This window comes from Streptomyces sp. NPDC002125 (genome assembly GCF_053593715.1).
Map to the genome: position 1 here is coordinate 400,894 of NZ_JBSFDD010000002.1, position 14,290 is coordinate 415,183.

At 71.5% G+C, this 14,290-nt stretch carries 11 protein-coding genes; 1 reads left to right on the forward strand and 10 read right to left on the reverse strand.

What is annotated here, in order from left to right:
• Window positions 1–15: 15 nt before the first annotated feature.
• The 10 genes from ACWCQM_RS04930 to hemA all read right to left on the reverse strand — a co-directional run bounded on the left by ACWCQM_RS04930 (window position 16) and on the right by hemA (window position 11,801).
• Window positions 16–684, reverse strand: coding sequence for a hypothetical protein (locus tag ACWCQM_RS04930; RefSeq protein ID WP_450913938.1), 669 nt, complete (start codon window positions 682–684; stop codon window positions 16–18).
• Window positions 681–1,934, reverse strand: coding sequence for a M20 metallopeptidase family protein (locus ACWCQM_RS04935; protein ID WP_450913939.1), 1,254 nt, complete (start codon window positions 1,932–1,934; stop codon window positions 681–683). Before ACWCQM_RS04935 ends, ACWCQM_RS04930 begins: the two co-directional genes overlap by 4 nt.
• The gene (locus ACWCQM_RS04940; protein WP_450913940.1) at window positions 1,931–3,205 is read right to left on the reverse strand and encodes an aminotransferase-like domain-containing protein; all 1,275 of its coding nucleotides are present in this window, start codon (window positions 3,203–3,205) and stop codon (window positions 1,931–1,933) included. The genes ACWCQM_RS04935 and ACWCQM_RS04940 overlap by 4 nt, the downstream gene beginning before the upstream one ends.
• A gap of 56 nt (window positions 3,206–3,261) precedes the next feature.
• Complete coding sequence (locus ACWCQM_RS04945) at window positions 3,262–4,524, reverse strand: MFS transporter (protein WP_450913941.1); 1,263 nt, start codon at window positions 4,522–4,524, stop codon at window positions 3,262–3,264.
• The gene (locus tag ACWCQM_RS04950; RefSeq protein WP_450913942.1) at window positions 4,521–5,519 is read right to left on the reverse strand and encodes an NADP-dependent oxidoreductase; all 999 of its coding nucleotides are present in this window, start codon (window positions 5,517–5,519) and stop codon (window positions 4,521–4,523) included. The genes ACWCQM_RS04945 and ACWCQM_RS04950 overlap by 4 nt, the downstream gene beginning before the upstream one ends.
• Before the next feature lie 73 nt (window positions 5,520–5,592).
• On the reverse strand, window positions 5,593–7,518 hold the full coding sequence (locus ACWCQM_RS04955) for a phenylacetate--CoA ligase family protein (RefSeq protein ID WP_450913943.1): 1,926 nt from the start codon (window positions 7,516–7,518) through the stop codon (window positions 5,593–5,595).
• Window positions 7,515–8,723, reverse strand: a complete 1,209-nt coding sequence (locus ACWCQM_RS04960) for an ATP-grasp domain-containing protein (protein WP_450913944.1) — start codon at window positions 8,721–8,723, stop codon at window positions 7,515–7,517. The genes ACWCQM_RS04955 and ACWCQM_RS04960 overlap by 4 nt, the downstream gene beginning before the upstream one ends.
• On the reverse strand, window positions 8,720–9,673 hold the full coding sequence (locus ACWCQM_RS04965) for a 3-oxoacyl-ACP synthase III family protein (RefSeq protein ID WP_450913945.1): 954 nt from the start codon (window positions 9,671–9,673) through the stop codon (window positions 8,720–8,722). Before ACWCQM_RS04965 ends, ACWCQM_RS04960 begins: the two co-directional genes overlap by 4 nt.
• Window positions 9,661–10,542 carry a TauD/TfdA dioxygenase family protein gene (locus ACWCQM_RS04970; RefSeq protein WP_450913946.1) on the reverse strand — a complete coding sequence of 294 codons (882 nt, stop codon included), beginning with the start codon at window positions 10,540–10,542 and terminating at the stop codon, window positions 9,661–9,663. Before ACWCQM_RS04970 ends, ACWCQM_RS04965 begins: the two co-directional genes overlap by 13 nt.
• Window positions 10,543–10,580: 38 nt before the next feature.
• Entirely contained in the window at window positions 10,581–11,801 is a 1,221-nt protein-coding gene (gene hemA / locus ACWCQM_RS04975) for a 5-aminolevulinate synthase (RefSeq protein WP_450913947.1), read from the reverse strand.
• A gap of 149 nt (window positions 11,802–11,950) precedes the next feature.
• Between hemA and recD2 the strand changes: the two genes are divergently transcribed.
• Window positions 11,951–14,182, forward strand: coding sequence for an SF1B family DNA helicase RecD2 (gene recD2, locus ACWCQM_RS04980; protein ID WP_450913948.1), 2,232 nt, complete (start codon window positions 11,951–11,953; stop codon window positions 14,180–14,182).
• Window positions 14,183–14,290: the final 108 nt, after the last annotated feature.

Consider the following 14,290-nt stretch of genomic DNA (forward strand, 5'->3'; position numbering starts at 1 on the left):
GCCGTTCCTGAGCGGTTACCACGTCGTTCCCGCCGCCAGGGAAGCAACCAGGAACGGCGTCCTGGTCATCTCCACCGGGCGGGGACCGGCTGCGGTGAGCGCCACGCTCGTCCTCATGCCTCCCGATTCGTGCCCGATCAGGTCCAGCACGCTGCGGACGGTCTCCCGCACACTGCCGCGCTCCCTCCCCTCGAAGGGCGCGACCGAATCCGGCCAAGCGATGTCCAGCAGAAGGTGCATACCGCCCACGGACACCGTGTCGACGACGCACACCGGTGCCGGTGCCGGACCGCCGTCCCCCTGAGCGAGGTCGGCTGCCGCGGCGTCGCCGAGCAGCCGCCGCAGTTCGGCCGGGTCCGGGGGCCACGTCCGGGCGCCCGCCCCCGACGGGACGAGGTCGCGTACGACGTCGAGCACGGCCGGTTCCGCGTCGCCGCCGCACAGGACGAAGTCGATGCCGTGCGCGGCGCGGGCGTCGGCGGCCAGCTCCCTCAGGGTCCGCGCCGGATCCTCGTCGGTCAGGGTCCGCTCCGGCGGCACCCCGTCCGGCACCCCTCCGTGCGTGCCGGACGGGGTGCCGCCGGAGCGGCGCAGCGCCCAGGCCTCCAGCCCGGTGTCGGACACGGCACGGACCAGACCGGCGTCGGGGGTCAGCAGCAGGACTCGGCAGGGCTTGTGCGTCATGACCGTCTCATTCGTGGAGGAGGCCCGTCGGACGGACCGGGGGTGGTGTCGTACAGCTGTCCGGCGGCCAGCGCCGCGTAGAGCGCGGCTCCCGGACCGAGCACGGACTCGTCGAAGTCGGCGAGCGGGGAGTGGTTGTCCGGGGCCGACGCGGGGTCGGCCCCCGGGACCGTGGCGCCGAGGAAGACCATCGCGCCGGGGATCTCGTCCACGACCCGGGAGAAGTCCTCCGAGCCGGTCATCGGGCGGGGCAGGGTCTCGTAGCCGTCCTCACCGAAGAGTTCGGCGACGGTCCGGGCGACCGTGTCCACCGATCCCGGGTCGTTGACGGTGACCGGGTACAGCGGGTGCCACCGCACCTCCGCCTCGACCCCGTGCGCGGCGGCCACGCCGTGGCACGCCTCCGCCAGGGTCCGCTCCGCCCGCGCGCGGGCCTCGGGGGAGAAGGTGCGGACGGTGGTCTCGAAGACCGCGGTCTCCGGGATGATGTTGTTCTGCGTGCCCGCGTGGAAGGACCCGGTCGTCACCACGACCGGATCGAAGACGTCGAACGCGCGGGTGACCCTGGTCTGCAGCGCGACGACCATCTCGCACGCCGCCGGCACCGGGTCCTTCGCCGAGTGGGGCATCGCCCCGTGCCCGCCCGCCCCGCGGACGGTGACGGTCAGGTTGTCGACCGCCGCCATGGTCGGGCCGCCCCTCGCGCTGAACCGGCCCGACGGCCGGCCGGAGGCGGTGACGTGCAGGGCGTACGCCGCCACGGGCCGGGCCCCCGACGCGTCCAGGACCCCTTCCTCCAGCATGTGGTGCGCCCCGTCGTACCCTTCTTCGCCGGGCTGGAACATCAGGACGACATCACCGGCGAGGCGGTCCCGGTGGTGGGCCAGCAGCCGGGCGGCACCGGACAGCATGGCGGTGTGCAGGTCGTGTCCGCAGGCGTGCATGGCGCCGTTGTCCGCGGCGAAGTCCAGCCCGGTGCGCTCCGTCACCGGCAGCGCGTCCATGTCGCCCCGCAGGAGCACCGTCGGCCCGGGCCGGGCGCCGCGCAGCACCGCGGTCACCGAACTGAGCCCGCGTCCCGTGGTGATCTCCAGTCCCAGCCCCTCCAGTGACCGGAGCACCGCCTCCTGGGTGTGCGGCAGGTCCAGCCCCACCTCGGGCCGGGCGTGCAGGGTCCGCCGCAGCCGGACCAGGTCGTCCTGGATGCCCCGCGCGTCGTCCAGCAGTCCGTCGGTCGGGCGCCCGGTCATCGCGCCACCACCTCCCGCAGGCGCGCCGCGCCGCCGGTCTCCGGCTCGGCGCGGATGACGTCGGCCAGCCGCCGCACGCCCTCCCGGACCTGGCTCACCGAGGGGTACGAGTACGAGAGCCGCAGATTCCGCTCGCCGCCCCGGGTATGGAAGCCGGTGCCCGGCACGTAGGCCACCCCGCCCTCGATCGCCCGGGGCATCATCGCCCGCGCGTCGAGGGTCCCCGGCAGCGTCAGCCAGACGAAGAACCCGCCGGCGGGCACCGTCCAGGAGACGCCCTCCGGCATGGTGGCGGCCAGTTCGTCGAGCATGGCGTCCCGGCGGCCCCGGTACAGGGTCCGGGCGACGTCGAGGTGTCCCTGCCAGGACCGGGTCTCCAGGAAGCGGCTCACCGTCCGCTGGGTGAGGCGCGAGTGGGAGAGCATCGCGCTCTCCGCGGCGAGGACCAGCTTCCCGGTGACGGTGCGCGGCGCGCGGACCCATCCCACGCGCAGACCGGGCGCCAGCGTCTTGGAGAACGACCCCAGGTAGATCACCCCGTCCGGGGCGTCGGCGCACAGGGCCCGGTGCGGCCGCTCACCGAAGTGCAGCAGCCCGTACGGGTTGTCCTCGACGACCAGGACACCGGCCCGCCGGCAGATCTCCAGGACCTCTGTGCGGCGTTCGGCGCCCAGCACCCGGCCCGTGGGGTTCTGGAAGGTCGGCACCGTGTAGAAGAACTTGGCCGGGCGTCCCTCGGCGGCGAGCAGCGCGAAGGTGTCGGCCAGGGCCTGTGGGACCACACCGTCGCGGTCCATGGAGACCTCGACGACCCGGGCCTGATGGGCGGCGAAGGTGCTGAGGGCGGTCACGTAGGTCGGGCCCTCGGTCACCACGCTGTCCCCGGGGTTCACGAACACACGGGTCACCAGGTCGAGCGCCTGCTGCGATCCGACGGTGACCAGGACCTCGTCCGGTGTGGCGTCGACACCCTCGGCGGCCATGACCTCGCACATCCGCTCGCGCAGCACCGGGTCGCCCTGGGCGGAGCCGTACTGGAGGACGCCGGTGCCCTCGGCCGTGAGCACCTCCTGCAGGACCTCGCGCAGCGCCTCCGCTGGCAGGGCGTCCGGGGTGGGCATGCCCCCGGCGAGGGAGACGACGTCCTCCCGGGCGGCCATCGAGAAGAGGGCCCTGGTCTCGGAGGGCACCATCCGGTGAGTCCGGTCGGCGAAGAGCAGCGGCGGCGAGGGAACCGTGTCCGGGGGCGAGGACGGCTGGAACGAGAGCATGACGTCTCCTGACGGCTCGTGCGGGGCGGGGAGTGCGCGGGGGAGGGGCGTGCGGGTCAGGCGGCCGGCGTCAGCTCCTCCTGCCGCTGCGCCCCGTCCTCCGCCGGCTCCGCCGTCCGGGGGCGGAAGCGCAGCGCGGCCCACAGACCGCACGCCGCGAACGGCACCAGCAGGGCGGCGACGGTGAGGAACGCGGACGTGAGCGACTGCCGTGCGGCCAGGCCCACCACGGGCATCAGGGTGGCGGTCCCGAGACCGATCGCCAGCAGCCGCAGCGACGCCATCTTGGCCTTGTCCCGGGGGCCGGCGTGCTGCTGCAGCAGGGTCAGGAGCAGCGTGATGGCGTTCAGGTTGGCGAAACCGGCCAGGAAGAAGCCCGCGTAGTGCAGGGCGGGGACCGAGGTGCCGGCCAGCCCCGCCGCGATCACCGCCTGCAGCGACACCCAGACCGGGAGCAGCGACAACCGCACCGTCCAGCGGGTGAAGAGCGTCGCGGCGATCATCCCTGCGCCCAGCGTGCCCTCCAGTGCGGAAACCGCCCACGGCTCCCCGCCGTGCCAGGCGTCGACCAGGGGCACCACGAGCGTGGAGAGACTGTACGAGTACACGAAGTCACCCGCGCACATCAGGACCATCCCGAAGACGACGACCTCGTGACGGTGCCTGCCGAACAGCCCCGCCCAGTCCCGGAGCATGTCGGGCAGCGCCGAGCGCAGGGTGCTGTCGCGCAGCCGGCCCGCCGACTCCACGCGCGGTGTCCGCAGCCGCGAGACCACCAGGGCCGCCACCAGGGAGACCGCCACGTCGACCAGGAGCGCCTGGGTGGCCGTGCCGACCATCAGGACCAGGCCCAGCGCCGCCATGCCGATGAGGCTGCCGGCCTGGATCGCGATGCCGATCAGGCTGTTGAAGGCCACGGCGCGGTCACCCGCGATGTGGTGCGCGGTGAACTTGAAGAAGGCGGTGCGCTGCACGTTGTCGAAGACGGCCAGGAACACGGCGGCCGTGCCCACCACCGTCACCACCCCGCCGTCGCTGGTGGAGAGCGCCACGACGATGACGCCCACGGTCAGGGCCCGCAGCAGACTGCAGAGCACGTAGACAATCCGGGAGTCGAAGGCGTCGACGAGCGGCCCCGAGAACGGGAGCACCGCCACCGCGCCCAGCCCCTGGAGGGCGAAGATCATGGCGAACGCCTGGGCGTCGCCGGTGTGCTGGAACAGGGTCTGGCCGAGCGCCAGGGTGTAGAGCCCCATGCCGATGCTGGAGACGAGCATCGAGCCGAGCATCGTGCGCGCCGTGGTGTCCCGGAGAATCATGATGCCGTCACCCGGACCATCGCCTTGCCGGTGTTGCCACCGTCGAGCATGTCCAGGAAGGCGTCGACGATCCCGTCGAAGCCCTCGGTGACGGTGTGCCGGTCGGTGACCGTGCCGGCGGCGAGAGCGGGAAGCAGCAGTCGCTCCAACTCGTCCTGCGCGTCCCGGTGGTTGCGGACCAGGAAGCCCTCCAGCCTGATGCTTTTCTCGACGAGGTCGAAGAGGTTGCGGGGGGCCGCGGGAGGTTCGGCGGCGTCGTACTGGGCGATCGCGCCGCACCAGGCGATCCGCCCGTACTCGCGCATCGCGCCGATCGCAGCCTCCAGGTGCGCGCCGCCCACGTTGTCGACGTACACGTCGACGCCGTCCGGGGCCGCCTTCGCCAGCTGCTCGGGGAGGTGTCCCGCACGGTGGTCGAACGCGGCGTCGAAGCCCAGCTCCTCGGTGAGCAGGCGGACCTTGGCCGGGGAGCCGGCGCTGCCGACCACCCGTCCGGCGCCCATCAGCCGTGCCAGCTGTCCCGCCGCGCTCCCCACACCCCCGGCCGCCGCCGAGACGTACACCGTCTCGCCGGGGACGATCCGGGCGATCCGGGCGAGGGCGACGTAGGCAGTGAGGCCCGTGCCGCCGAGGATCCCCAGGTAGGTCTCGGCCGGTACGCCGGGAACCTCCGGCAGGACGCGTACGTCCTCGGGCCGCACCACGGCGTGGGTACGCCAGCCCTGGCGGTGGAACACCAGGTCACCCTCGGCCAGTCCGGCGGCCCGCGAGTCGGTCACCCGCCCGATGGAGCGGCCCTCCAGCGGGCCGTGCAGCTCCCACGCGCCGTCCATGTTCTCCCGCATGTACGGGTCGACGGAGAGCAGGACGTTCTCGACCAGCGCGGTGCCCGGCCCCGGTACCGGGACCTGCTCCTCCGCGAAGAGGAACTCGGCGCCGGTCGGCCGGCCGCGGGGCCTGCTCACCTGCTGGACGAATCGTGCCGTCTGTGACATCAGGGACTCCATGGAGTGCGAGGGGAACGGCGGGGGAAGAGGAGGAGGGGCGGGAGGGGAGGACCGTGCCGCGTCAGCTCAGCCGGCGGTCGATGACGGTCCGGATCTTGCCGCTGACCGCGTTCCGCTCCAGCGCACCCTCGGGGTGGCACTCGACCACGAGCTCGAACAACCGCAGCCCGTCGTCGTAGAGGTGGGCGTCGCTCAGGGTGGGGAAGGCCGCGGTGAGTGAGGCCCGCAGGACCTCCGGGTCCAGCTCGTCGCGCGACTCGGTGCGCAGCACGAGCGTCTCGGTGCCCTCCCGCGTCGTCAGCTCCGCCTGGAGCTGGGACACCTGGAACTCCTCCAGTGCGGCCAGGATGTCGCCGTAGTGCACGGTCGCCGACTTGAACTTCAGCAGGCCGTCGCTGCGCCCGAGGTACTCCAGGACGCGTCCGGACACCCCGCAGGGGCAGTCGCGGACGTGCACCCGGCCCATGTCGCCGATGCGGTAGCGGATCAGCGGGCCCTCGAACTTCTGCATCGAGGTGATGAGCAGGTGCCCGGTCTCCCCGTCCGGCAGCGGCCGGTCGTCCTCGCCGACGACCTCGACGAGGTTGTAGTCGTCGTTGACGTGGTGCAGCGTGCCGCCGAGCCGGTCGCACTGGTAACCGATCTGGGCACCGTCGTTGGCGGCCAGGATGCTCGTGATGGACCGCGTGCCGAGCTCGTCGCGCAGCCACTGCTTGTCGGACTCCGTCATCGGGGTGCCCCCGTAGACGACCTTCTCCAGCCGCAGCCCGGGGTCCCTGCGACGGGCCTCGCGGAGCAGGGGCAGGACCACCGCGGGCTGGCCCAGCAGCACGTTCACCGAGAAGTCCCGGGTCAGCATGAGCATCAGGTCGGCGGTGACCTGCTGGCCGGCCGAGAACGCCTCGACCTGCATCCGGGTCAGCTCGCTCGATGTCGTCATCAGGCCGCCGTACAGGCCGCCCCCGACCAGCGCGTTGAGGACCCGGTCCCCGTTGTGGATGCCCAGCGCCCGCAGCAGCGGGATCGCCTCACGGACCATGTTCTCCCAGTCGGTCCGCGAGTAGACGATGTACCGCGGCTCCCCGCCGGAGGCCCCGCTGCGCAGCACCTCGCCGCTCGGACGGTCGCCGCTGGACATGGCGTGGGCGCGCGGCAGCGATCCGGCCTCCAGGGCCGCCTTCTCCAGGACGGGCAGTGCGGCCAGGCCGGCCATCCCGTCGACCTGCGGCAGGTCGCGGTAGTGGGGCGTCCGGCGGGCCATCCCGACGAGGTAGCGGACCCGGGCGTCCATCCGGGCCGCCCGGTCGGGGTCGTCGTGGCGCGCGGAGTCCAGCGAGGTGCCCGCCAGGTAGACCGAGGTGAACAGCTCCCGGAACCACGGCGAGCGGCAGTCGATGTCCGCGACGGGAGCCTGCGGGCCGTCAGCCCCGGACGCGGGCCGGATACGGACCGAGGGCACCCCGGGGCGCTCCGACCCCGCGTACAGCTCGCCCGAGGCGGTAGCCGGACCCCCGGCGAGCACCACCAGGTCCGGTACGGCCACAGGGACGCCGTCCTCCACCTCCGCACCGGGCTCCGCCGTCGCCGCGGCGGGCAGCGGGAAGCCGGGCTCGCGCAGGACGTCGTACACGGCGTGCCACAGGCCGGGGCGGGAGGTGCGCACGGTCACCGCGTTGCCCAGGGCCCAGGCGAGCAGCAGACCGCGGAGCGTGTTGCCGGCCCGGGTGTCGTCGAGGAGGACGTGGCCCACGGGGGTCTGCTCCCAGACGTCCCCGGAGTCGGTCAGCGGACGGTAGGGGAACTGGCTCAGACCGCCCAGCGCCTCGTCGAGGGCCTGGGCCAGGGCGTCCGCGTCGAGGAGGGAGCCGATTTCGAGGAGGTCGGCCTCCTTCAGGAGGCGGGCCACAGGCGAGGCCGCGTCGGCGGCCAGGTCGCGCTGGACCCTGCCCACGGCCAGCAGCAGGTCGGTCGGGTAGTGGCGTGTCATGCCGCGCTCCCCAGCTCGGCGGGGACGCGGGACCGGGAGGAGACGGCGATGCCGTCGGCGCAGGCACGCAGGAACCGTCCCAGCTCCTCGGCGTCGGTGTGCGAAGCCTCGATGAACACGGGGCACTCCCATTCCTGGTACGTGATGTGTCCGGGCAGCGGACGGTCGGACGGCAGGACGTACAGCTGGTCCACGCAGGGGTGGTCGGCGAGACCCGCGGGGAGTACGACCTCGGCCGTGCCGGCGGGGAGGTGGTGGCCGGGGAAGGCCAGCCAGCCGTGGTAGCGGCCGCTGGGCGGCGCCGACGGCGGACGCTCCAGCCCCAGGCGTACGGCGATCTCGTGCGACGGGAGGTGGACGCCGTAGCGCCGCTCGTGCGCGGTGACCACCCCGGCCCCGCCGACCCGGTTGGCGACCTCCAGGAAGACCAGCTCGCCGGAGGCCGTGTGGAAGGCCTCCAGGTGGACGCAGCCGTCCTCGATGCCGAGGGCGATCGCGACCTCCCGCGCGAGGTCGCGGTGCGCCTCGGTCAGCTCGATCTGGTGCGAGCCGAGGGGCAGTCCGCCGGCGAACTCCACCGGCTTGTTGACGTACCGGCTGGTCGCCAGCTCCAGGAACCTGCCGTCCTGCATCAGCCCGTCGATATGCAGTATGTCGCCCTCGATGTGCTCCTCGAGCTGGTAGTTCCCCGGGTCGGGCAGCTTGCGGTAGGCGCTGAGAGCCTCCCGGGCCGTGTCGAGCACCATCACGCCCTCGCTGGACGCCCCGGCACGCGGCTTGAGCACCGTTTTCCCGGTCCACGGAAGCGGCCCGCAGGCGGGGGGCGCGCCCACGAAGCGCGGGTGGCGGATTCCCGACCCGGCCAGGGCCTCCTTCATCCGCACCTTGTCCCGGACGAGCTCGACGCGGGCCGCCGAGGGGCCGGGAAGCCCCAGGTGGCGGCGGATGTGCACCGCCTCCAGGATCCCGAACTCCGAGAGCGACAGCACCTTCTCGTAGCCGTCCGACGGCTGCACACGGGCCGTCACCCCGTCGACCAGGCCCTCGTCCTCGCCCAGCGGGATGCGCGAGCAGCGAAGGTCGCCGGGGATCTGACGCAGAGACGCCGGACGCCCGATGTACGTCACGTCGTGCCGGTCGTGGTCGATGCCCAAGTGGTAGGAGATCTTGCGGTAGGGGACCTGATGGATCACGAGAATCTTCATCCGGAGTACTCCAAGGCTGTGACGCCCCAGCTGAATCCCATGGCACTGGTGGCCAGCAGGACCAGGTCCCCCTCGCGGAGCTTCTTCTCCGTCATGAGGTCGTCCAGGGCGATCAAGGTGTCGGCTCCGCCCATGTGACCGAGCCGTCCGTAGTTGAATACGCTGCGTTCCGCGGGGATGCCGAGGGTCTTCAGCAGGCGCTCGTGCATCCCCTTGTCGCCCTGGTTGATCAGGAACCAGGCGATCTCGTCGATCTCGCGGCCCGTCACCGTCAGCGTCTCGCCGACAAGGCGGGTGAAGTTCTCCACGTAGGCGGTCGCGAGGCCCCGCCGGTGCTCGCCCCGCCGGATGACGACCCGGCCGTCGCGCCACTCGCCGTGGTAGTAGTCGGACCAGTGGGGATCGGTGCGCATCGCCGAGTGGAGGACCCGGAAAGCACACCCGTCATCCGCCAGCAGTACCGCCGCGCCCGCATCACCGAAATTGAAGAGAGCCTTGGAATCCGGGTCACCGTAATCCACCATCCTGCTCAGCCGGTCCCCGAGGAGGACCAGCGCGTACGCGCCCGGCCGGGACGAGTCCGCCGCGAGCCGGATGGCCGTCAGGCCCGCGTTGCAGAAGTTCCCGATCTCGTAGCAGTGCGCGTTCCTGATGCCGAGTTCGTCGGCCACCCGCGCGGCCGGAGACCAGAACGGGAGGTCCCACTCACCGGAGCCCGCGTAGATCACCTCCCGGATGGCCGACCGGTCGGTGCCGAGCCGGTCCAGCAGCCGCGAGGCGGCCCTCCGGGCGAGCCCCGAGGCCTCCTCACCCTCCGCCAGGACCGGGAACGACTCGGTGTGGGTGATGGCCGCGAGGTCCGCGACGGGCACACCCGAGACCAGATGCATGTCCCGGATGTCCGCCGTCGCGGACGGGAAGCACACGTCGAAGTCGACTATGCCGCCCACGAATCCCTCGCCTCGATGCTCACGCGGTGCACGGTGCGGTCGACGCCGGGCTCCACCGCGGTGGCCGCGTGATAGGTGAGCTCGCACTTCCAGACCACCAGGTCGCGCGGGGTCCACCGGTGCTCGTACACCCGCTCGGGGTCCTGGATCAGCCGGTCGAGCAGCGCGAAGAACTCCTCGTTCTCGTTGGCGTCGAAGCCGATGACCCGCTCCATGTACTCCGGGGCGCCGTAGACGTAACGGCGGCCGGTGGTGGGGTCCGTCTTGATCAGCGGGTGCTCGACCGGCGGGTGCTGCTCCTCGACGAGCGCCTTGAACTCCGCGATGGACAGGCCCGCGTGCTCGGAGGAGATCCGCTGGCGCTTCGAGACGGTGTGCACCGCGGTGCGGCCCTCGACCTTCTCCTTCCACTCCTGGGGCAGACGGTCGTAGACGTCGGCCGCGTTGGCGTAGAGGGTGTGGCCGCTGGCGCCCGGGACGTCGACGCCGTGCAGCATCGTGTACGGCGGCGCGTCCTGCTGGTAGGTGGAGTCCTGGTGCCAGAAGTTGCCGACACGGGCGACACCGATCGCCATGTTGTTCTTCTTGGCGTTCGAGGAGATCATGATCTCCTCGTGGTCCGGGTGGCGGTACTTCGCCATCAGGAACGGCTTCGGCCGGCCGATGCGGCTCGCCAGCTCGATCTGCTGCTCCGGGGTGATGTCCAGGGAGCGGATGACGACCAGTTCCCGCTCGTGCAGCAGTGTGGTCACGCGGTCCCAGAGCACGGGGTCCTGGAGGTCCTCGTACGTGACCCCGGTCATCTCCGCCCCGATGAAGGGCGTGAGGTCGGCGATCCGGACGGCGCTCTCGGTCTCGGTCATGGTCATGGTCGTGTCGTCTCCTCGATAGGGAAGGAAAAGCCGTTTCAGCTGGGGTCGTCTGCCAGGCACCGCGCGAGCGCCCGGACGAACGTGTCGATCTGCTCCTCCGTGCGGAACGGGGCGACGGTCACGCGGAAGCGCTCGCCGCCCTTCGGCACCGACGGGAAGTTGATGGGCTGTACGTAGACGGAGAACTCGTCGAGCAGCCGGCGGGAGATGCGCTTCACCCGGTCGCCGCCCGGCACCAGGACCGGGACGAGATGGGTGGGCGCGGGGACGAAGGTGATGCCCGCCTCGCTGAGTCTGCGGCGCATCAGGCGGGCGTTGGCGTCCAGTTCGGCCCGCATGGTGACGCCCTCGGGGCCGCGGATCACGGAGAGGCTCGCCAGGACGGCGTCCAGCGACGCCCGGGGGATGGTCGTGGTGAAGATGAACCCCGGGGCGTGGGAGCGCACGTAGTCCAGCGGGACGTCGGGACCGGCCACGTAACCGCCGGTGCTGCCGACGGCCTTCCCGAACACACCCTGGACGAACGTCGCCCGGGTCTCTCCGATCGCCTCGCAGACGCCGGCCCCGGTCGGCCCGGAGACGCCGATCGCGTGGGTCTCGTCCAGGTAGGTCTGCGCGTTGAAGCGCTCCGCCAGGTCGCAGATCTCGCGGATGGGCGCGATGTCGCCGTCCATCGAGTACACCGACTCGAAGACGATCAGCTTCGGGCGGTCCAAGGGCTGTGCGGCCAGAGCGAGTTCGAGGTCCATGAGGTCGTTGTGGGCGAAGATGTACTTGGCGTTGCCCGAGGTCCGCACCCCTTCGATCAGCGAGCGGTGGTTGAGCGCGTCCGAGAAGACCATGGTCTCCGGCTCGGCCCGCAGCAGGGTGGTCAGGGTCTCGACGTTCGCGACGTAGCCGCTGGTGAAGACCAGCGCCCGCTCCTTGCCGTGCCACGCGGCGAGCAGCGACTCGAGCTCCACGTGCGCCTCGCTGGTCCCCGCGATGTTGCGGGAGCCGCCGTTGCCGGTGCCGTGCCGCAGGGTGGAGGCGATCTGGGCCTGCATCACGTCCGGGTGCTGGCTCATGCCCAGGTAGTCGTTGGTGCACCACACCTGGATGCGACGTCCCTGGTGCAGCGCGTGCCCCCGGTCCTGCGCCAGGTAGGAGCAGGCGACGAAGTCTCGGTAGAGGCCTTCCGCCTTCAGCTGGTCGAGACCGGTCCGGAGGCCGGCGTACACGTCCGCCGGTTGCGGCGGAGCAAGGGTGGAGATCACTGTGCTGCCCTCTCGGGTCGGGTGACTCGGTCTGGGGAACACCATGGATCCCGCCGTTCCCGATCCGGTCCCGGCTCCTTCCCGGGCCCCGCGCGGGGAGTTCCCCGGGGCCCGGGCGGGCTGTCGGAGGCAGCGGATACGGTCGGCACATGTCCCACACCGCCGTGCTCGAAGGCGTCCTGGAGCGAATCACCTACGCCAACGAGGAGAACGGATACACCGTCGCCCGTGTCGACACCGGCCGCGGAGCCGGCGACCTGCTCACCGTCGTCGGCTCGCTGCTCGGTGCGCAGCCGGGCGAGTCCCTGCGGATGGAGGGGCGTTGGGCCTCGCACCCGCAGTTCGGCAAGCAGTTCCATGTCGACAACTACACGACGGTCCTCCCCGCCACCATCCAGGGCATCCGCCGCTATCTCGGCTCCGGCCTGATCAAGGGCATCGGACCGGTCATGGCCGACCGCATCACGACCCACTTCGGTGTGGACACCCTGGACATCATCGAGCAGCAGCCCAAGCGGCTCGTGGAGGTGCCGGGGCTGGGGCCGAAGCGGACGAAGATGATCGCCGCCGCCTGGGAGGAGCAGAAGGCGATCAAGGAGGTCATGGTCTTCCTCCAGACCGTCGGCGTCTCGACCTCCATCGCCGTCCGCATCTACAAGAAGTACGAGGACGCCTCGATCTCCGTCGTGAAGAACCAGCCCTACCGGCTGGCCGCGGACGTCTGGGGCATCGGCTTCCTCACCGCCGACCGCATCGCCCAGGCCGTCGGCATCCCGCACGACAGCCCCGAGCGGGTCAAGGCCGGCCTCCAGTACGCCCTGTCGCAGTCCACCGACCAGGGGCACTGCTTCCTCCCCGAGGAGCGGCTGATCGCCGACGGGGTGAAGCTGCTCCAGGTCGACACCGGGCTCGTCATCGACTGCCTGGCCGAGCTCGCCGAGGACCCGGAGGGCGTCGTACGGGAGAAGGTGCCCGGGCCCGAGGACGGGCAGCCGGTCACCGCCGTGTATCTCGTCCCCTTCCACCGCGCGGAGATCTCCCTGGCCGCCCAGGTGCAGCGTCTGCTGCGGACCCCGGAGGACCGTATGCCGGCCTTCCAGGACGTCGACTGGGACAAGGCGCTGGCCTGGCTCGCGCGGCGTACGGGGGCGACGCTCGCCCCCGAGCAGGAGGCGGCCGTGCGTCTCGCGCTCACCCGGAAGGTCGCCGTGCTGACCGGCGGCCCCGGCTGCGGGAAGTCGTTCACGGTCCGCTCCGTGGTCGAGCTGGCCCGTGCACGCGGTGCCAAGGTCGTGCTGGCCGCGCCCACGGGGCGTGCCGCGAAGCGGCTCTCGGAGCTGACCGGCGCCGAGGCCTCCACCGTGCACCGGCTGTTGGAGCTGAAGCCCGGCGGTGACGCCGCGTACGACCGCGACCGTCCGCTGGACGCCGACCTCGTCGTCGTGGACGAGGCGTCGATGCTCGATCTGCTGCTCGCCAACAAGCTGATCAAGGCGGTGGCACCCGGTGCCCACCTCCTTCTGGTGGGGGATGTGGACCAGCTGCCCTCGGTCGGCGCGGGGGAGGTGCTGCGGGACCTCCTCGCCGAGGGCGGCCCGGTCCCGGCGGTGCGGCTGACCACGATCTTCCGCCAGGCCCAGAAGTCGGGTGTCGTCACCAACGCCCACCGCATCAACTCCGGGGTGCCGCCGCTCACCCAGGGGCTCAGCGACTTCTTCCTCTTCGTGGAGGACGAGACGGAGGACGCCGGAGTGCTCGCCGTGGATGTCGCGGCCCGGCGCATCCCGGCCAAGTTCGGCCTGAATCCCCGCCGTGACGTGCAGGTTCTCGCCCCGATGCACCGGGGCCCGGCGGGCGCCGGCCACCTCAACGGACTGCTCCAGCAGGCGATCACCCCGGGCCGCCCCGGCCTGCCCGAGAAGCGCTTCGGCGGTCGGGTCTTCCGCGTCGGCGACAAGGTCACCCAGATCCGGAACAACTACGAGAAGGGGGAGAACGGCGTCTTCAACGGCACGGTCGGCGTCGTCACCGCGCTCGACACGGACGAGCAGAAGCTGACGGTCCTCACCGACGAGGACGAGGAGATCGTGTACGACTTCGACGAACTGGACGAGCTCGCCCACGCCTACGCGATGACCATCCACCGCTCCCAGGGCAGCGAGTATCCGGCGGTCGTCATCCCCGTCACGACCAGCGCCTGGATGATGTTGCAGCGCAACCTCCTGTACACCGCCGTCACCCGCGCCAAGAAGCTCGTCGTGCTGGTCGGTTCGCGCAAGGCGATCGGCCAGGCGGTGCGTACCGTTTCCGCAGGCAGACGCTGTACGGGACTGGATTTCAGACTCCGTGGCGGGCCTCCGGAAAGCTTCACGGAAAAATGATCGATCAAAACGGTGGGAAACATCACTGTGCTCTTCCGGAACCGCTGGGGAGGGGGCAGGATGTGCAAGTTAGCGGCACTCAGTGCCGCCGGTAGGTCCAATGGACGA

Coding starts and splice junctions, on each gene's coding strand:
- ACWCQM_RS04930 (WP_450913938.1), bottom strand. CDS start 684: ATGACGCACAAGCCCTGCCGAGTCCTGCTGCTGACCCCCGACGCCGGT.
- ACWCQM_RS04935 (WP_450913939.1), bottom strand. CDS start 1,934: ATGACCGGGCGCCCGACCGACGGACTGCTGGACGACGCGCGGGGCATC.
- ACWCQM_RS04940 (WP_450913940.1), bottom strand. CDS start 3,205: ATGCTCTCGTTCCAGCCGTCCTCGCCCCCGGACACGGTTCCCTCGCCG.
- ACWCQM_RS04945 (WP_450913941.1), bottom strand. CDS start 4,524: ATGATTCTCCGGGACACCACGGCGCGCACGATGCTCGGCTCGATGCTC.
- ACWCQM_RS04950 (WP_450913942.1), bottom strand. CDS start 5,519: ATGTCACAGACGGCACGATTCGTCCAGCAGGTGAGCAGGCCCCGCGGC.
- ACWCQM_RS04955 (WP_450913943.1), bottom strand. CDS start 7,518: ATGACACGCCACTACCCGACCGACCTGCTGCTGGCCGTGGGCAGGGTC.
- ACWCQM_RS04960 (WP_450913944.1), bottom strand. CDS start 8,723: ATGAAGATTCTCGTGATCCATCAGGTCCCCTACCGCAAGATCTCCTAC.
- ACWCQM_RS04970 (WP_450913946.1), bottom strand. CDS start 10,542: ATGACCATGACCGAGACCGAGAGCGCCGTCCGGATCGCCGACCTCACG.
- recD2 (WP_450913948.1), top strand. CDS start 11,951: ATGTCCCACACCGCCGTGCTCGAAGGCGTCCTGGAGCGAATCACCTAC.